Annotated in this window: 16 protein-coding genes and 2 tRNA genes; 4 read left to right on the top strand and 14 right to left on the bottom strand. The window is 70.2% G+C overall.

The genetic code is table 11. The annotated features are described in order from the left end of the window. The first annotated feature begins 15 nt into the window (after window positions 1-15). On the top strand, window positions 16-990 hold the full coding sequence (locus tag ACZ561_RS07560) for a hypothetical protein (protein WP_470990777.1): 975 nt from the start codon (window positions 16-18) through the stop codon (window positions 988-990). 84 nt (window positions 991-1,074) lie between these two features. On the opposite strand, the gene ACZ561_RS07555 is transcribed toward ACZ561_RS07560, so the two are convergent. The 6 genes from ACZ561_RS07555 to ACZ561_RS07530 all read right to left on the bottom strand — a co-directional run bounded on the left by ACZ561_RS07555 (window position 1,075) and on the right by ACZ561_RS07530 (window position 6,168). Next, window positions 1,075-1,326, bottom strand: coding sequence for a hypothetical protein (locus ACZ561_RS07555; protein WP_470990775.1), 252 nt, complete (start codon window positions 1,324-1,326; stop codon window positions 1,075-1,077). Window positions 1,327-1,521: 195 nt separating this feature from the next. Next, entirely contained in the window at window positions 1,522-2,805 is a 1,284-nt protein-coding gene (clpX, locus tag ACZ561_RS07550; protein ID WP_158987286.1) for an ATP-dependent Clp protease ATP-binding subunit ClpX, read from the bottom strand. Window positions 2,806-2,961: 156 nt separating this feature from the next. Beyond that, window positions 2,962-3,624, bottom strand: a complete 663-nt coding sequence (locus tag ACZ561_RS07545; protein WP_315893324.1) for an ATP-dependent Clp protease proteolytic subunit — start codon at window positions 3,622-3,624, stop codon at window positions 2,962-2,964. 63 nt (window positions 3,625-3,687) lie between these two features. Beyond that, entirely contained in the window at window positions 3,688-4,305 is a 618-nt protein-coding gene (locus tag ACZ561_RS07540) for an ATP-dependent Clp protease proteolytic subunit (protein ID WP_470990773.1), read from the bottom strand. 230 nt (window positions 4,306-4,535) lie between these two features. Beyond that, window positions 4,536-5,930 carry a trigger factor gene (tig, locus tag ACZ561_RS07535; RefSeq protein ID WP_470990771.1) on the bottom strand — a complete coding sequence of 465 codons (1,395 nt, stop codon included), beginning with the start codon at window positions 5,928-5,930 and terminating at the stop codon, window positions 4,536-4,538. A 161-nt stretch (window positions 5,931-6,091) separates the two neighbouring features. Further along, window positions 6,092-6,168, bottom strand: a tRNA-Pro gene (locus ACZ561_RS07530). A gap of 132 nt (window positions 6,169-6,300) precedes the next feature. On the opposite strand from ACZ561_RS07530, the gene ACZ561_RS07525 reads away from it, so the two are divergent. Beyond that, window positions 6,301-6,374: transfer RNA gene (locus tag ACZ561_RS07525), tRNA-Gly, on the top strand. 141 nt (window positions 6,375-6,515) lie between these two features. Here ACZ561_RS07525 and ACZ561_RS07520 read toward each other — a convergent pair. From ACZ561_RS07520 to ACZ561_RS07500, 5 genes are all read right to left on the bottom strand, one after another. Next, entirely contained in the window at window positions 6,516-6,710 is a 195-nt protein-coding gene (locus ACZ561_RS07520) for a hypothetical protein (protein ID WP_046905580.1), read from the bottom strand. 153 nt (window positions 6,711-6,863) lie between these two features. Beyond that, entirely contained in the window at window positions 6,864-7,313 is a 450-nt protein-coding gene (locus ACZ561_RS07515) for an HD domain-containing protein (RefSeq protein ID WP_470990769.1), read from the bottom strand. A 32-nt stretch (window positions 7,314-7,345) separates the two neighbouring features. After that, window positions 7,346-9,775, bottom strand: coding sequence for an ABC transporter permease (locus ACZ561_RS07510; RefSeq protein ID WP_470990767.1), 2,430 nt, complete (start codon window positions 9,773-9,775; stop codon window positions 7,346-7,348). After that, a complete protein-coding gene (locus ACZ561_RS07505; protein WP_470990766.1) occupies window positions 9,775-10,596 on the bottom strand; it encodes an ABC transporter ATP-binding protein in 822 nt (273 codons plus the stop codon). Before ACZ561_RS07505 ends, ACZ561_RS07510 begins: the two co-directional genes overlap by 1 nt. A 119-nt stretch (window positions 10,597-10,715) precedes the next feature. Further along, the gene (locus tag ACZ561_RS07500; RefSeq protein WP_470990764.1) at window positions 10,716-11,861 is read right to left on the bottom strand and encodes a PP2C family protein-serine/threonine phosphatase; all 1,146 of its coding nucleotides are present in this window, start codon (window positions 11,859-11,861) and stop codon (window positions 10,716-10,718) included. A 107-nt stretch (window positions 11,862-11,968) separates the two neighbouring features. On the opposite strand from ACZ561_RS07500, the gene ACZ561_RS07495 reads away from it, so the two are divergent. After that, window positions 11,969-13,198, top strand: coding sequence for a GNAT family N-acetyltransferase (locus ACZ561_RS07495; protein ID WP_470990762.1), 1,230 nt, complete (start codon window positions 11,969-11,971; stop codon window positions 13,196-13,198). 36 nt (window positions 13,199-13,234) lie between these two features. Here the strand turns inward: ACZ561_RS07495 and ACZ561_RS07490 are convergent, their stop codons facing one another. Continuing rightward, window positions 13,235-14,044 (bottom strand): Fpg/Nei family DNA glycosylase, encoded by an 810-nt coding sequence (locus ACZ561_RS07490; RefSeq protein WP_470990760.1) that lies wholly within the window; start codon window positions 14,042-14,044, stop codon window positions 13,235-13,237. Continuing rightward, complete coding sequence (locus ACZ561_RS07485) at window positions 14,044-14,538, bottom strand: ribose-5-phosphate isomerase (protein ID WP_329120558.1); 495 nt, start codon at window positions 14,536-14,538, stop codon at window positions 14,044-14,046. The genes ACZ561_RS07490 and ACZ561_RS07485 overlap by 1 nt, the downstream gene beginning before the upstream one ends. Window positions 14,539-14,721: 183 nt before the next feature. On the opposite strand from ACZ561_RS07485, the gene ACZ561_RS07480 reads away from it, so the two are divergent. After that, window positions 14,722-16,179: an amino acid permease gene (locus tag ACZ561_RS07480; RefSeq protein ID WP_470990757.1), complete on the top strand. Its 1,458-nt coding sequence runs from the start codon at window positions 14,722-14,724 to the stop codon at window positions 16,177-16,179. A 443-nt stretch (window positions 16,180-16,622) separates the two neighbouring features. Here the strand turns inward: ACZ561_RS07480 and ACZ561_RS07475 are convergent, their stop codons facing one another. Then, the gene (locus ACZ561_RS07475) at window positions 16,623-17,216 is read right to left on the bottom strand and encodes a biotin transporter BioY (protein WP_470990755.1); all 594 of its coding nucleotides are present in this window, start codon (window positions 17,214-17,216) and stop codon (window positions 16,623-16,625) included. Window positions 17,217-17,427: the final 211 nt, after the last annotated feature.

Here is a 17,427-nt window from a genome sequence, read left to right as displayed (position 1 = left end):
GAGGGGAACCTGTCCATGAGCTACAACCAGCCGGGCCCGTACGGCGGTCAGCCTCAGCAGCCCGGGCCTTACGGTCAGCCGGGCCAGCCCGGGCCGTACGGCCAGCCGCCGCAAGCGCCGCAGCCCGGCTATGGGTACCCGCAGCAGGCACCTCAGGGCGTGCCGCCGCAGCAGCCCTACGGCTACCCGCAGCAGCAGCCCGGCCCGTACGGTCAGCCTCCTCAGCAGCCGGGTCCCTACGGTCAGCCTCCTCAGCAGCCCCCGTACGGCGCCCCCCAGGGCCCCGGCGGCTACATGCCGCCTCCGCCGGCCCCGAAGAAGTCCAAGACGGGCCTGATCGTCGGCGCGACGGTCATGGCACTCGCCCTGGTGGCGGGCGGCGCCTGGTACTTCACCGCCGGTGGCGGTGGCTCCTCGGTGGCGAACGACGGCCCGCACAAGCTGATCACGCCGGACACCGTGCTCACCGAGTACAAGAAGGACACCAAGGACGACGGCGGGGCCGGCAAGGAGTCCATGGAGGAGGCCGAGAAGAACGGCGTCAAGAATGCCAAGCAGGTTAGCGCCTCGTACAAGGTCGAGGACAAGGCCAACCCTCTTGCCGGCAAGCTGATCTCGTTCAGCGGTCTCTACGGCGAGATCGACGACCCGGAGAAGGTCGTCGACGGCGTCTTCGCCACCATGAAGACGGAGGCGGAGAAGGACAAGGGCAAGTCCGGCGAGCCGCAGCTCGAAGGCAGCCCGCAGGAGTACGAGCCGGCGGAGCTCGACGGCGCGGTCCTCAAGTGCCAGCAGGCCAAGGCGGAGGCCAACGCCTCTGAGGGCACTCCGGCATTCGCGATGACGATCTGCGTATGGGCCGACCACAGCACGGTCGGCTTCGTGGTGCCGCTCGACATGGCCTCCATGATGACCGGCAAGGCGGGCTCCGCCGAGGACGCCGCCACCCTCACCGCCAAGTTCCGCAAGGAAGTCCGCGTCAAGGCGTGATCTCAGCGCCTGCCAACGGTGTCCGTCCACCCGCGAATCGGCCGGACACCGTGGGAGGTCGTACGCTGCCCAACAGGGCGTTGCCTACGAAATGGCAAGCCTGCATGCCGTCGACGCGTGACGATCCTTTACGCCGATGTTCACCAGGACCGGATGGCAGAGTACGCCGTGGGTCATGTCTCCTGCATAGCTACACGCCTGCGTTATCTTCGGGCCGACCTTGTAACCCACGTCGTGCAGGTACGTCTGGCACGCGGTGACCGACGCCTGGGCAGGCGCGGCAGTCACCATGGGCACAATGGTCGCGGCACCAGCCACGCACAGCGTGGCGATCATGCGCTGGACCTTCGATCGAAGCATCTGTTTCCCCCAGAACTAGGTGGAACTGACAGCTGGTCGAAAGCCAGCAGATCATGATCGAATCGCCATCACAAGAACAGACATTCGATGTGGCTGGAATGGGGCACCCTGCACACAGGGGCGCCCGGCCGGTTGTCGTCAACCGGCCGGGCGCCCCTGTGTGTTCTCGTACTACGCCGACTTCTCGTGCCGCCCGTCGTTCTTCACGATCCGCGGAACCAGCGTCGGGTTCACGTTGTTGCGCACGACGTCCGCCGTGATGACCACGCGGGCCACGTCCTTGCGGGACGGGACCTCGTACATCACCGACATCAGGACCTCTTCCATGATGGCCCGCAGGCCACGCGCGCCCGTGCCGCGCAGGATCGCCTGGTCGGCGATGGCCTCCAGGGCCGGGCGGTCGAAGTCCAGCTCCACGCCGTCGAGTTCGAAGAGGCGCTGGTACTGCTTCACCAGCGCGTTGCGCGGCTCGACGAGGATCTTGAGCAGGGCCTCGCGGTCGAGGTTGTGGACCGAGGTGATGACGGGGAGACGGCCGATGAACTCCGGGATCATCCCGAACTTCACCAGGTCCTCCGGCATGACCTCCTGGAACTGGTCGCTCGCCTCGATCTCGCGCTTGGAGCGGATCGTCGCTCCGAAGCCGATGCCCTTGGCGCCCGCCCGCGACTCGATGATCTTCTCCAGGCCGGCGAAGGCGCCGCCCACGATGAAGAGCACGTTCGTCGTGTCGATCTGGATGAACTCCTGGTGCGGGTGCTTCCGGCCGCCCTGCGGCGGTACGGACGCGGTGGTGCCCTCAAGGATCTTGAGGAGCGCCTGCTGCACGCCCTCACCGCTCACGTCACGCGTGATCGACGGGTTTTCGCTCTTCCGGGCGACCTTGTCGATCTCGTCGATGTAGATGATCCCGGTCTCGGCCTTCTTGACGTCGTAGTCGGCCGCCTGGATCAGCTTGAGAAGGATGTTCTCGACGTCCTCGCCGACATACCCGGCCTCCGTCAGCGCCGTCGCGTCGGCGATGGCGAACGGGACATTGAGCATGCGGGCGAGCGTCTGCGCCAGGAGTGTCTTGCCGGAGCCCGTGGGGCCCAGCAGCAGAATGTTGGACTTCGCCAGCTCGATGGCGTCGTCACGTCCCGCGCCGCCGCCGTTCTCGCCGGCCTGGACGCGCTTGTAGTGGTTGTACACCGCGACCGAGAGGGCCTTCTTCGCGGGCTCCTGCCCGACGACGTACCCCTCGAGGAACTCGTAGATCTCGCGAGGCTTGGGGAGCTCCTCCCACCGCACCTCGCTCGTCTCCGCGAGTTCTTCCTCGATGATCTCGTTGCAGAGGTCGATGCACTCATCGCAGATGTACACACCGGGTCCCGCGATGAGCTTCTTCACCTGCTTCTGGCTCTTTCCGCAGAACGAGCACTTGAGCAGATCGCCGCCATCACCGATGCGTGCCACGAGGTGCTTCCCCTTCGCCTGGGAGCGCCTGGTTCAGCGACTCCTGGTGCCTCATATTCGACGGTACCTTGCCGGGCCCCCCGTTCGGGCCCCCCTTGGCACGGTTCACATGGTCGTGATTCGGCCACACGGGCCGTGCCAGGGGAAGGCCGAGCGTCAGGCTGCCGCGGCGGCCGTGGTCTTGCGGGTCGAGACGATCTGGTCGACCAGGCCGTACGCGAGGGCGTCCTCGGCGGTCAGGATCTTGTCGCGCTCGATGTCGTCGCGGATCTTCTCGATCGGCGTCGAGGAGTGCTTGGCCAGCATCTCCTCGAGCTGGGTCCGCATCCGCAGGATCTCGTTGGCCGCGATCTCCAGGTCGGAGAGCTGCTCACGGCCGGTGCCGCCGGAGGGCTGGTGGATCAGCACACGGGCGTTCGGCAGGGCCATCCGCTTGCCGGGCGTACCGGCGGCGAGCAGCACGGCCGCGGCGGAGGCCGCCTGGCCCATGCAGACCGTCTGGATGTCCGGCTTGACGAACTGCATCGTGTCGTAGATGGCCGTCAGCGCGGTGAAGGAGCCACCGGGGCTGTTGATGTAGATCGAGATGTCGCGGTCCGGGTCCATCGACTCCAGGCACAGCAGCTGGGCCATGACGTCGTTGGCGGAGGCGTCGTCGATCTGCACGCCGAGGAAGATCACACGCTCTTCGAAGAGCTTCGCGTACGGGTCGTACTCGCGGATGCCCTGCGAGGTGCGCTCGACGAAGCGCGGGACGACGTACCGGTTGTCCATCGGCGCGCCGGTGTAGAGGCCGCTCGGGGAGAGGTTGTTCTGCATCTGGAAGTTCACCGTCCTGGTGGCGTTCGGCGGGTGCTGGGGCTCTTCAGCGGTCTGCCGGGCTCAGGCGCCCGTGCCGCCGCCGCCGGGAACGCCCGCGGCGTGGGTGATGATGTCGTCGATGAGGCCGTAGTTCTTGGCCTCGTCCGCGGTGAACCAGCGGTCGCGGTCGCCGTCGCGGATGATCGTCTCGACGGTCTGGCCGGAGTGGTGCGCGGTGATCTCGGCCATGCGCTTCTTCGTGCGAAGGAGGTACTCGGCCTGGATCTTGATGTCCGAGGCGGTGCCGCCGATGCCGGCGGAGCCCTGGTGCATCAGGATGTCGGTGTTCGGCAGCGCGAAGCGCTTGCCGGGGGTGCCGGCGGTGAGCAGGAACTGGCCCATGGAGGCCGCCATGCCCATACCGATGGTGACGACGTCGTTCGGGATGAACTGCATGGTGTCGTAGACGGCCATGCCGGCGGTCACCGAGCCACCGGGGCTGTTGATGTACAGGAAGATGTCCTTCTGCGGCTCGGCGGCGAGGAGGAGCATCTGCGCGGTGATCTTGTTGGCGATCTCGTCGTCGACCTGCTGGCCGAGGAAGATGATGCGCTCGCCGAGCAGCCGGTTGTAGACATGGTCGCCGAGGCCACCACCGATGGACGGCTCACCCGCGGCGTAAGGCTTCAGATTCGTCACGTATCCACCTGCTCGTCTCCGACGGCGACGGCCGTCTCAGCGTCTCGTTCTGAGGGCAGTGCCCTCGTATTCATGGACCCTAACGCGCAGGTCGGACAACGCCATCCCGGTTCTCTAACTGTTCGCTGGGAGCGCAAGGTTGTCGGGCTCCCGCGAGAGCCGGAATACGGGCACGGGCCCGGCGCACAGCAGTGCGTCCGGGCCCGTGGACCTGCGGTTCGAAGCGAGGCTCAGGCCTCGTTCTTCTCCTCGGCGACCTCGGTCTCGCCGGTGACGGCCTCGACGGCCTCGGCGGCGGTCTCGGCCTCGTCCTCGTCGTCCTCGAGGTCCACGACCTCACCGTTGGTGTCGACGACCTTGGCGGCCTCGACGACGACCGCGAGGGCCTTGCCGCGGGCGACCTCGCCGACGAGCATCGGCACCTGGCCACCCTCGACGACGGCCTGGGCGAACTGGTCGGGGGACATGCCGGAGGAGGCGGCGCGGCGCATGAGGTGCTCGGTGAGCTCCTCCTGGCTGACGTTCAGCTTCTCCTTGTTGACGAGCTCATCGAGGATGAACTGCGTCTTGATGCCCTTCTCGGCCTGCTCCTTGGTCTCCGCCAGGAACTCTTCCTCGGTCTTGCCCTGGATCTCCAGGTACTTCTCGAGGGTCAGGCCCATCTGGCCGAGCTGGTGGTGCTCCAGGTTGTGCTTGCGGGTGTTGATCTCGTCCTCGAGCAGCTTCTCGGGCATCGGGACGTCCGCCAGCTTCAGCAGCTCGTCGAGGACGCGCTCCTGGGCCTGGGTGGCCTGGTCGAACTGCTTCATGTTCTCGAGGCGCTTGCGGCTGTCGGCCTTGAGCTCGTCGAGGGTGTCGAACTCCGACGCGAGCTGCGCGAAGTCGTCGTCCAGCTCGGGGAGCTCACGGGCGGAGACGGCGGTGACCTTGACGGTGACCTCGGCGTCCTTGCCCTCGGCGGAGCCGCCCTTCAGCTGCGAGGTGAAGGTGGCCTCGCCGCCGGCCTCGAGGCCGGTGACGGCCTCGTCGATGCCGTCGAGGAGCTCGCCGGAACCAATGGTGTACGAGACGCCCTGGGCGACACCGTCGGGCAGGACCTCGCCGTCGACCTTGGCCTCGAGGTCGATGGTGACGACGTCACCCTCGGCGGCGGCGCGCTCGACCGGGTTCGTGGAGGCGAAGCGCTCGCGCAGCTGCTCCACGGACTTCTCGACGTCCTCGTCGGTGACCTCGACCGCGTCGACGGTGACCTCGATGCCGGAGTAGTCCGGGATCTCGATCGTCGGGCGGATGTCGACCTCGGCGGTGAAGGCCAGCAGCTCGCCGTCCTTCAGCTCGGTGATGTCGACCTCGGGCTGACCCAGCGGGTTGACCTCGGCCTCGTTGACGGCCTCGGTGTAGAACTTCGGGAGGGCGTCGTTGACGGCCTCCTCCAGCACCGCACCACGCCCGAACCGCTGGTCGATCACACGAGCCGGGATCTTGCCCTTGCGGAAGCCCTTGACCGTGACCTGCTGGTTGATCTTCTTGTACGCCGCGTCGAGGCTGTCCTTGAGCTCCTCGAAGGGCACCTCGACAGTGAGCCGAACCCGGGTCGGGTTCAGGGTCTCCACGGCGCTCTTCACGGTTCGGTCTCCTTGGTGGCTGATTCTTGGATTCTGCCGATGCCGCTTGGTGGCGGTTCCGGCCGATCGGCCCGGTCAGAGAGACACACGGGCACGCAGCTTGCATAGTAACCGCAAGCGGGATGAGGCCCACAACGCGATCTTGTGATCCGTGATCTTGGTGGTCGGGGTGGCGGGATTTGAACCCACGGCCTTCCGCTCCCAAAGCGGACGCGCTACCAAGCTGCGCCACACCCCGTCGGTGCGACACGTAGGGTACATGCACGGAGACAGTGCGACGCCCGCTCTTTAATGGGGTGTGCGGGGACCGCCAGGAACCCGCTACGATGCTGTCCGTGCCGCGGCCCTCGTGACCTGCGGCGCGTCCTTTGCGGGCGTAGCTCAATGGTAGAGCCCTAGTCTTCCAAACTAGCTACGCGGGTTCGATTCCCGTCGCCCGCTCCATACGGCTCCGGCCCGGCCCCCTTTTCGAGGGGCCGGGCCGGAGCCGTTTCCACGTGCGGAGATCCCGATGCCGGACGCCACAGGGCCCGGACGGGTTCGCCAGAGGCCCCCGCCGGGGTCGGCGGGGGCCTCTGGTCCGTTTCAGAACTTGATGGAGCCCACGGTCTGCGTTATCGAGTCCAGGAAGCGCTGGATGTCGTCGGCCATGCCCGTGGAGGCAAGGAAGAAGCCGAAGAGCACCGCGACCACGGCCGGGCCGGCCTTGAGGTTTCCGCCGCGGATCAGCACCACCAGGATGATCGCCAACAGCAGCACCACAGACAGTGAAATGGCCACAACTGATCACACCCTCGGTCGGTCCCACCTTGCCGCCCGGGAGCGCACGTCACAGAACACCCCCGCTGCATCCATCGTGCCACCAACTACTTGCCCACCGACGCCGGGTGACGAATCGTGGACGCCGGAATCGAGCCAACCCGCGCGATCTCGTCAGCCCTCGGTGAGCCCTAGCAGCCCTCGTACGGTGGCGTACTTCACGGTCAGGCGGGCCCGCGTCGGCTCGTCGAGCACCGCGAGTCGGGCCGGGTCCGCGTTGTGCGCGAGGTCTGCTTCCTTGACGAGGAGGGCGCCGGGGACGGCGAGGATCCGGCGGGTGTACGACTCCGGTTCCTCGCCCGGTCGCTTGGTGAGCGCGAGGACCATGTCCTTGACCGCGCGCGGGAGTTCGGCCGAATCCAGCCACTCCGCCGACAGTGCGTCGTCCTCGACGGAGTCGTGCAGCCAGGCGGCGGCGATCTGTTCGTAGCTCCCGCCCCGCGCCCGTACCCCCTCGGCCACCGCCCGCAGGTGTTCGGCGTAGGGGCGTCCCGCCTTGTCGGTCTGGCCCTCGTGGGCCGCCACGGCGAGGGACTCGACCTGGGTGAGGGTGAGGTGCGGCATGAGCCGACTGTACGGGCCGGGGCCGGGCCGCGTCAGCGGCTGCGCAGGACGGCACGGGCGGGGAGGGCCGTGGACATCAGGCCCAGGACCACGACCGCGCCCGCGAAGGTGCCGTAGAGAAGCGGTGGAATGTACGGGCCTTCGCCGGTCAGGCCGTTCGTCATCGGGACGAGGGTGGCCAGGGCGATGCCGGTGCCGAGGGCGAGGCCGGCCAGGGTGACCAGGAGCGCCTCCCAGCGGATCATGCGCAGGACCTGGCGGCGGGTGGTGCCGATCAGACGGAGGGTGCCGAGCTCCCGGCGCCGGTCGAGGACGGTCATCACCAGGGTGTTGGCGGCGGCGATCGCGGCGAAGCCGCCGAGGACGGCCGCCATCGTGGTGTTGGCCCAGGCGTTCAGCTCGCGCTCGGTGCTCCGGGCGGTGGTCCAGCCCTCGGGTCCGGTGACCGTGCCCAGGCCGGTCAGGCCGGCCGCCGTGCCGCCGCGGACGAAGAGCTCGGTGGCGTACGGGGAGGTGACATGGCCGGTGAGGGCGGAGGCGGGCAGGGTGATCTCGGCCAGGCCGAGCCCCCGGGTGTAGGTGGCGACGACGCGCGGTTCGGCGGTGGAGCCGTCGGGCAGCAGGAGTGCGAGGCGCTCCCCCGTCGCCACGTCCGCGGCGTCGGCGAGCCGGCTGTCCACGGCGACCGTGCCGGGAGCGAGCGCGGCCAGTGATCCCGTACGGACTCCGAGGTCGAGGACCCGGGACGGGTCGGCGGAGACGGCCTGCGCCGATGCGGTGCGGAAGCCCTGGGCGCCGTCCGGCAGCAGGACCGAGGTCCGCTGGACCGCGACCGCGGCGGTGACGCCCGGGGCGCGCCCGGCTCGCTCGGCGGCGTCGGCGGGCAGCCCGGCCGGCGCGGTGACGACGTGGTCGGCGACGACGGCGGCACGCTGCTGTTCGGCGGTTGCCCGGTCGGTGCTGGTGTGCAGGAAGACGAGGGTGGAGGAGAAGGCCATCGCGAGCACGATCGGGGTGAGGGCGGAGGCGAGCCTGCGCGCGTTGGTCCGGGAGTTCGCGGCGGCGAGGTAGCCGGAGGCGCCGGAGCCGCGCAGCGGCAGCCCGACGAGGCTCGCGCAGAGCCGGGCGAGCAGCGGTCCGAGCAGCGCCACGGCCAGCATGAAGAGCATGACGACGCCGAGGGCCGTGTTGGCCGCGTCCTCGCCGGACAGGGAGGCGGCGACGCCCGCGAGGGCGGCTCCCCCGGCGAGGGCCGCGAGACCCAGCGGCGTACGGATCCGGCCGAAGGAACGACGCTCCACGGCCGCCTCCGCGAGCGCCTGGCCCGGCTTGGTCCGGGAGGGGCGGCGGGCAGCCAGAAGGCCGGCGAAGAGCGCGGTGGCGACGACGGCGAGGAGCGCGGCGGCGAACGGGATGGGACCGAGGTCGAGGGCGACGGCCTCGGGGACGGCGCCCTTCTCCTTCAGCTGTCCGAGCCACCAGACGGCGAGGGCGGCGCCGGGCAGGCAGCCGAGAGCGCCCGCGAGGGGGGCCACGAGGAGTGCCTCGGTGGCGATGGAGCGGCGGATCTGGCGCGGGGTCGCGCCGATGGCCCGGAGCAGGGCGAACTCGCGGGCGCGCTGCCCGACGGAGAGCGCGACGGTTCCGGCGGCGGTGAAGATCGCGACGAGGGTGGCGGTGCCGCCGAAGGAGCCGCCGAGCGCGGTGAGGAGTTCCTTGGCGGCGGGGAGCGCGGCCCCTTCGGCGAGCGCCCGGTCGTTCCCGGTGTGGACCTGGGCCCGGTCGCCGAGGAGGTGGCCGACCTGCGCGGCCAGGGCGTCGGGTGTGGTGCCCGGTGTGGGCAGTACGGCGATGGCGTCGACCCTGCCGGGGTGACCGGAGAGGGCGAGGGCCTGCGCGTCGGAGAGCCAGACGCCTGGGGACGCGGTGACGCCCGAGACCGTGAACGCGCGCTCGCCCGCCGGGGTCCGGAGGGTGATCCGGTCGCCGACGTGGGCGGTCCCGGCGGCGACGACGGCCTCGTCCGGGCCGGGGGCGGTACCCGAGGTGAGCGTCACCGGGGTGAAGGCGGTGGAGGACCAGCCGTGGGCGGAGAGCGACGCCTTCTCTGTACGTACGGGGAAGGTGACGTCGCCGATGGCGCGGGCCGCGCCCGGGGCCTCGGCCGCCTCGCGGACGAGGGAGGCGTCGAGCCGGGCGCGGTCCGGGACGGCGGCCGACTCCACCTCCTTCTCGGCGCCGACGGTCACCGTCCGGTGGACCTCCTGGTCGGCCGCGGCGACGACCGGCGCGCCGGCGTACCGGTCGGGCGGGACGGTGGCGGTCAGGCCGGTCTGGAGGAGGAGACCGCAGCCGGAGACGACGGCGGCGGCGAGGAGCAGCGCGACGAAGGTGCCGGCGAAAGAGGAAGGCTTGAAACGGACGGAGGCGCGGGCGAGGCCGTTGGGTCGGAGGAGGCTCATCAGGCTGCCGCCCCGGCGTACGCGGGGGCGGTGAGGGCGCGCATGCGGTCGGCGATCCGCTCGGGGCTCGACCGGGGCAGGGTGTCGGCGATGGCCCCGTCGGCGAGGAAGAGGACGCGGTCCGCGTAGGCGGCGGCGACCGGGTCGTGGGTGACCATGACGACCGTCGCTCTCATGGGGGTATCCCCGGCGAAGCGAGGGGAGGAGTCGACGGCGCCGCGGAGCAGGCCGAGGACCTCGGCGGCGGTCGTGGTGTCGAGGGCGCCGGTCGGTTCGTCGGCGAAGACGACGTCGGGCCGGGTGACCAGGGCGCGGGCGATGGCCACACGCTGCTGCTGACCGCCGGAGAGTTCGGAGGGGCGGCGTCCGCCCTTGTCGCCGAGGCCGACCTGGGTGAGGACCTCGGCCGCCCGGTGCCGGTCGGGACGCTGTCCGGCCAGTCGCATCGGCAGCAGGACGTTCTGCTCGACGGTCAGTGCGGGCAGCAGGTTGAACGCCTGGAAGACGAACCCGAGTCGGCTGCGGCGCAGTTCGGTGAGCCGGTTCTCGCTCATTCCGCCGATCTCGGTGCCGCCGAGGCGTACCGAGCCGGCAGTGGGGCGGTCGAGGCCCGCCGCGCATTGCAGGAACGTGGACTTGCCGGAGCCGGAGGGGCCCATGACGGCGGTGAAGCTCCCGTGTGGCAGCACGAGGTCGATGCCGCGCAGCGCGTGGACGGCGCCCGCGCCCCGGCCGTACTGGCGCCGCACTCCGGACAGCTCGACGGCGGCGCCGTTCGGCGGGGTGGGGTGCTCGTGGCGCTTGCCGCGGCGCAGGGCCATGGTCGTTCCTCCGTGGGTTCGTGACGATGTCTCGAACGTACGGATCAGGGCAGGTCAGGGGCTATGGCGGCTGCCGGTCGATCGAGGGTGGGGAAAGCCCCACCCCGCTCCTGGGGATCTCAGGTCTGGCGGCTGATGAGCAGCAGGGCGCGGTCGTCGTTGACGTCCTTCGCGCAGGCCTCGATGAGGTGCCAGGCCGCGCCCTCGAAACCCGAGGCGACGTAGCGGTCGGCCTCGCCGGTGAGGCGGTCGATGCCCTCGGCGATGTCCCGGTCGGCCGCCTCGACGAGGCCGTCGGTGAAGAGCATCAGGACGTCGCCGGGCTGGAGCGAGCCCTTGACCGGGTGGAACTCGGCGCCGTCGTAGACGCCGAGGAGGGGGCCCTCGCCCGACTTCTCCTCCCAGCGTCCGGTGCCCGCGTGGAGCTGGAGCGCGGGAAGGTGGCCGGCGGAGAGGAGTTCGTAGTCCCCCGACTCCAGGTCGAGTACCAGGTGGATCGAGGTGGCGAAGCCCTCGTCCCAGTCCTGGCGCAGGAGATAGCCGTTGGCGGCCGGCAGGAAGCCGTGCGGCGGCAGCGAGCCGAGCAGTCCGCCGAAGGCACCGGACAGCAGCAGGGCGCGCGATCCGGCGTCCATGCCCTTGCCGGAGACGTCCGTCAGCAGGACCTCCAGGGTCCGTCCGCCGTGCGTGCGGGCCGCGACGACGAAGTCTCCGGAGAACGACTGGCCGCCCGCCGGGCGCAGCGCCATCTCGCGGTGCCAGCCCTTGGGGAGCCGTGGGAGGGCGCTCTGGGCCCGGATGCGTTCGCGCAGGTCGAAGAGCATGGTGCCGCCGCGGCGCCAGGGCACGCCGACCCGAGCCCTGAACTGGGCGATGAGCAGCCCGAAGAGTCCACAGGCCGCGACCACGAGGACGGTTCCGGGCGTGACCCGCGCCGGGCCCTGCGTGTACGGGCCGAGTACGACCGACTCGACGATCAGGGCTCCGGCGGCCGCCGCGTACAGCGCGAGCAGGCTCGCGGGGCGCAGCAGCAGTCCCCCCGCGACGATCGGCAGGACGAGCGCGGCGGGCGCGCACCACACGGGATTGGCGAGGGTGCCGAGGGTGATGGCCGGGATGGTCAGCAGCAGCCCGGCGAACGCGACCCAGTCGGAGCCCTCGCCCCGGAAGTAGTCGACGCCGGACTTGCGCAGGGCGATGCGGACCCGGTGTGCGCTCCTGCGCATCCGGGCCGAGTACGAGGCGACACCCACGCGACTTCCCATTGGCCTGGACCCTATCCACCCGGTCGGACCTCGCGCAGGGGGACCCCTGAGACATTGCACGTGAAATCGGGTCGCGTCGGGCCGGTGGGCGCTGATATCGATGGCATATGACGACTGAACTGCGCGTGCTGGACCCGGCCGAGTGGGACGAGTGGTACGAGAGCCTGGTGCTCGCCTTCGGGGGCGTCGCGGAGGCTCCGGAGGAACGGCAGCTCTGGCGGGACGTGACCGAATTCGATCGCTCGCTCGGCGTCTGGGACGGCGAGAGCTGTGTCGGCACGGCGGGCGCGTTCACGTTCCGGATGTCCGTACCCGGTGGCGCGCTCGTGCCGACGGCGGGCGTCACGATGGTGAGCGTGGCCGCGACGCACCGGCGGCGCGGGATCCTCAGCTCGATGATGCGGCGTCAGCTCGACGACGTACGGGCGTGGGGAGAGCCGCTGGCCGCGCTGACGGCCTCGGAGCCGGAGATCTACGGGCGCTTCGGCTACGGCATCGCCACCTATCAGACGCGAGCGGAGATCGATACGACCCGGGTGCGGCTCACCGTGCCGGAGGGTACGGACGAGGTGGTGCTGCGGCAGGCCGATCCGGCGAAGGCGTCCGCGGCGTGCGAGGCGGTCTACGCACGGCTGGTGCCGCGCCGGCCCGGAATGCTGGCCCGCAGGCCGGAGTGGGAGCGGCTGCCGCTGCTCGACCCGGAGAGCGAGCGGGGCGGGGCCTCGCCGAAGCAGTGCGTGCTGGCGGAGCGGGACGGGGAGGTCGTCGGGTACGCGCTGTACGCGATCAAGCCGAAGTGGTCGCAGAGCGGGCCCGACGGCAGTGTGCTGCTGAAGGATCTGGGGGCGCTGGATCCAGCGGCGGAGGCGGCGCTGTGGCGGTTCCTCTGCTCGATCGACCTGACGTCCTCGGTGACGGTCCACAGCCGGCCGGTGGACGACGCGTGGCGGCACCTGGTGAGCGACATCCGGCGCTGCGCGCCGCGGACGCGGGACTCGCTGCATCTGCGTCTGGTGGACGTGGGCGCGGCGTTGGCCGCGCGGACGTATCAGGTGGGGGTGGATGTGGTGTTCGAGGTCGCCGACGCGTTCTGTCCCTGGAACGAGGGGCGGTGGCGGTTGACCGGGGGCCCGGAGGGGGCGGTGTGTGTGCGGACGGAGGATCCGGCGGATCTTGCGTTGTCCGTACGGGAGTTGGGGGCGGCGTATCTGGGGGGCGTGAGGTTGACGTCGCTGGCCGCGGCCGGGCGGGTGCGGGAGCTTCGCGACGGGGCCCTCGTGGAGGCGTCCCTCGCCTTCGGGTCGTCCGTGGCGCCGTGGTTGCCGCACGGGTTCTAGCAGTGCTTCGTGGTGCGGTGGGTGTTCCTCCGCGCGTCAGCGCGTCTGGCAGCCCGGGCACCAGAAGAGGTTGCGGGCCGACAGGTCCGCCGTGCGGATTTCCGTGCCGCAGATGTGGCAGGGCTGGAGGGCGCGGCGGTAGACGTAGACCTCGCCGCCGTGGTCGTCCACGCGGGGCGGGCGGCCCATCGCCTCGGGGGTGTGCTCGGGGCGGACCGTGTCGATGCGGTTCAGGCGGACGCCCTCGCGCATCAGTTCCACCAGGTCGGCCCAGATCGCGCTCCATTCACGGCGCGTCAGATCCCTGCCCGCCCGGTACGGGTCGATGCCGTGCCGGAACAGGACCTCCGCGCGGTACACGTTCCCGACGCCCGCGATGACCTTCTGGTCCATGAGCAAGGCCGCGATCGTGTTGCGGGACCTGGAGATCCGGTTCCACGCCTTGGCGGGGTCGTCGCCCTCCCGGAGCGGGTCCGGGCCCAGGCGGTCGTGTATCGCGCCCTTCTCGGCGTCCGTGATCAGGGCGCACGTGGTGGGACCGCGCAGGTCGACGTACGCCTCGGGGTTGGCGAGCCGCAGCCGCACGGTGTCCGTGGGCGGCGGGGCCGGGGCGTCACCGAAGTTCACCTTGCCGAACAGGCCCAGGTGGATGTGGACCCACTCCTCCCCGGGGAAGCCGAGGAAGAGGTGCTTGCCGTGGGCCTCGGTGGAGTCCAGGACCGCGCCGTCGAGCAGCGCCGCCGAGTCGCTGAACTTGCCCTGCGGGCTGGTCACCCGCACGGACCGGCCGCCGAACCGTTCCCGGTAGTCGGCGGCCAGTCGGTGGATCGTGTGCCCCTCGGGCATCAGGCGGTCGGCTCCTGCGGGTGGTGGGCCGGGATCGCGGGGAGCTCGCCGGTCGTCTCGTACGCGGAGAGCATGTCGATCCGGCGGGTGTGACGCTCGTCACCGGAGTACGGGGTACTCAGGAAGATCTCGACGAACTTCGTCGCCTCTTCCTGGGTGTGCATCCGGCCGCCGATGGAGACGACGTTGGCGTTGTTGTGCTCGCGGCCGAGGGCGGCGGTCTGCTCGCTCCAGGCGAGGGCGGCGCGCACCCCCTTCACCTTGTTCGCGGCGATCTGCTCGCCGTTGCCGGAGCCGCCGATGACGATGCCCAGGCTGTCCGGGTCCGCGGCCGTCTTCTCGGCGGCGCGCAGGCAGAACGGCGGGTAGTCGTCCAGGGCGTCGTAGATGTGGGGACCGCAGTCGACGGGCTCGTGGCCATGGGCCTTCAGCCACTCGACGAGGTGGTTCTTGAGTTCGAAGCCGGCATGGTCGGAGCCGAGGTACACGCGCATGATCCGAGTGTGGCACGGCCCACCCTGGGTAGCGGTCAGCGGGGTCGGGGCCTTGGTCCGCGTCGGTATGGACCTTCGCCCCTTACGCAACGAATCGGAATCACCCCTTCCGATACCCCCTCCCCCCGGTGTTCAATGCTCGGGCTCGCGACCCGAGCGACCCCCACACGAAGGAAAGCGTTCATGAACACGCAGCCGACCCTCACGAAGGAAGGCGGGACCATCGGAAACACCGGTGATTCGCAGCAGTCCGACGGGCTCAAGGCCGGTCTCAAGAACCGCCACCTCTCGATGATCGCCATCGGCGGCGTCATCGGCGCCGGCCTCTTCGGCGGCTCCGCGGCCGGCATCAAGGCCGCAGGCCCCGGCATCCTGCTCTCCTACGCGCTCGTGGGCACGATGGTCGTCTTCGTCATGCGGATGCTCGGCGAGATGTCCGTGGCCAACCCGACCTCCGGCTCCTTCTCGGCCCACGCCGACCGGGCGCTCGGGCGCTGGGCCGGCTTCTCGATCGGCTGGCTGTACTGGTTCTTCTGGGTCGTCGTGCTCGCCGTCGAGGCGACCATGGGCGCGGACATCCTCAACGGCTGGATACCGGCCGTCCCGCAGTGGGCCTGGGCGCTGATCGTGATGGTCGTCCTGACCGTCACCAACCTCGGCTCGGTCGCCTCCTACGGCGAGTTCGAGTTCTGGTTCGCGGGCATCAAGGTCGTCGCCATCGCCGCCTTCATCGTGGTCGGCGGGCTCGCGATCTTCGGTGTCCTGCCCGGCGCGGACACCTCGTCCGCCGGGCTGAGCAACCTCACCGAGCACGGCGGCTTCCTGCCCAACGGCTACGGCGCGATCCTCACGGGCATCCTGATGGTCGTCTTCTCCTTCATGGGCAGCGAGATCGTCACCCTCGCCGCCGGCGAGTCGTCGGACCCGCGCCGCGCGGTCGCCAAGGCCACCAACAGCGTGATCTGGCGGGTCGGCATCTTCTACCTCGGTTCGATCCTGGTGGTCGTCTCGCTGCTGCCGTGGAACGACCCGTCGCTGCAGAAGGACGGCTCTTACGTCGCGGCGCTCGACTCGATCGGCATCCCGCACGCCGGTCAGATCATGAACGTCATCATCCTGACCGCGGTGCTCTCCTGCCTGAACTCGGGCCTCTACACCGCCTCCCGCATGGCCCACTCGCTCGGCCGCCGCGGTGACGCTCCGAAGGCCTTCGGCCGGACGAACGCGAAGGGCGTGCCGACGGCCGCCATCATCGGATCGGTGATCTTCGGCTTCGTCGCCGTCTTCTTCAACTACAAGTGGCCCGACACGGTCTTCGCCTTCCTGCTGAACGCGTCCGGCGCCATCGCGCTCTTCGTCTGGCTGGTCATCTGCTTCTCGCAGCTGCGGATGCGGAAGATCATCCTGCGGGAGGCCCCGGAGAAGCTGCTCGTCAAGATGTGGCTCTTCCCGTACCTCACCTGGGCGACGATCGCGATGATCGTCTTCGTCCTCGGCTACATGCTCTACAACGGCGGCTCCGCCCGTGAGCAGGTCCTGCTGTCGCTGCTGGTGGCCGGTCTCGTGATCGCCATCTCGCTGGTCCGTGACCGCTTCGGGGCGAAGCCCGTGGCGCCCGCGGAGCCGGCCACGAAGGACTGAATCCCTACCTGACGGGTTCTGTCAGGTAGACCCGAGAAGCTCTCCGTATCCAGGGAAACCCCCGTGGAACGGAGAGCTTTCTCATGTCCGTCTCAGCGCGGTACGTCTTCCGTCCCGGCGGTTCCGGGTACGCCGAGGAGCTCGCGGGCTTCCGGTTGCCGTCCGGGCCACGGGGCACGGGGGGCGCTGGGGGCAGGACGTCGAGGTCGCCGCCCCGCACGGCCTCGCCCCGCTGGACGACGACGGCACGGAGCCGGTCCGCGCGTTCCACGCGCGCGTGGAGGCGGCGTTGGCGCCCCGGGCGGTCGGCCGGGCGGTCGGCTTCGCCTTTCGGGATGGTGGGCGCGGGGGAAGGGCTCTGCGACCCGGAAACGCGGAAGAGGCTCGCCGGGCTGAAGTCGAACCTCGACCCGGCGAACCTCTTCAGGCGGTACTGAGCGGTATCAGCCCTTCCGGCCGACGAGCTTCCACGTGGCCGGCAGCACGCCCATCGCCAGCGCGGCCTTGAGCGCGTCGCCGATCAGGAACGGGGTCAGACCGGCGGCGACCGCCTGCGGGAAGGACATGCCGGTGGCGAGGGCCAGGTACGGCACGCCGACCGCGTAGATGATCACGGAGCCGAGCACCATCGTGCCCGCGGTGCGGAGCACGGAGCGGTCGGCTCCGCGGCGCGCGAGGGCGCCGACGACGGTGGTGGCGAGCAGCATGCCGAGGACGTAGCCGAAGGACGGCATCGCCCAGCCCGAGGACGCCTGCGCGAACCACGGCACACCCGCCATGCCGACGAGCGCGTACAGCGCCAGAGAGAGGAAGCCGCGGCGGGCGCCGAGCGCGGTGCCGACGAGGAGGGCCGCGAAGGTCTGGCCGGAGACGGGGACCGGGGAGCCGGGGACCGGGAGGGCGATCTGCGCGGCGATGCCGGTGAGGGCGGCGCCGCCGACGACGAGCGCGATGTCACGGGCGCGGCTGGACGGCAGCAGGTCGGCGAGAACCGTCCCGGAGCGGAGGGAACGGACAGGGGCGACGGCGGTGCTCATCGGGTACTCCGCGGGGTGAGGGTGTACGGGGACGGATCGACCGTAGTCGAGGAGTGAACGCTCGATCACCATCAGTCGCCCACAAAGGGGAGGTTGAGCCCTTCGTGGGGATCGGACAAAGAACGGGATCCCCGCCTGACGCCACGTGACGCTTGTCACGTGGCAGAGCTGGACATAGGTCCTTTTTGCGCCAGGGGCCGCCCACCAGCGA

The organism is Streptomyces sp. NPDC039609, assembly GCF_055596705.1.
Note: the sequence above shows the minus strand (reverse complement) of the source record. Positions and strands in the feature narration are given on the sequence as shown.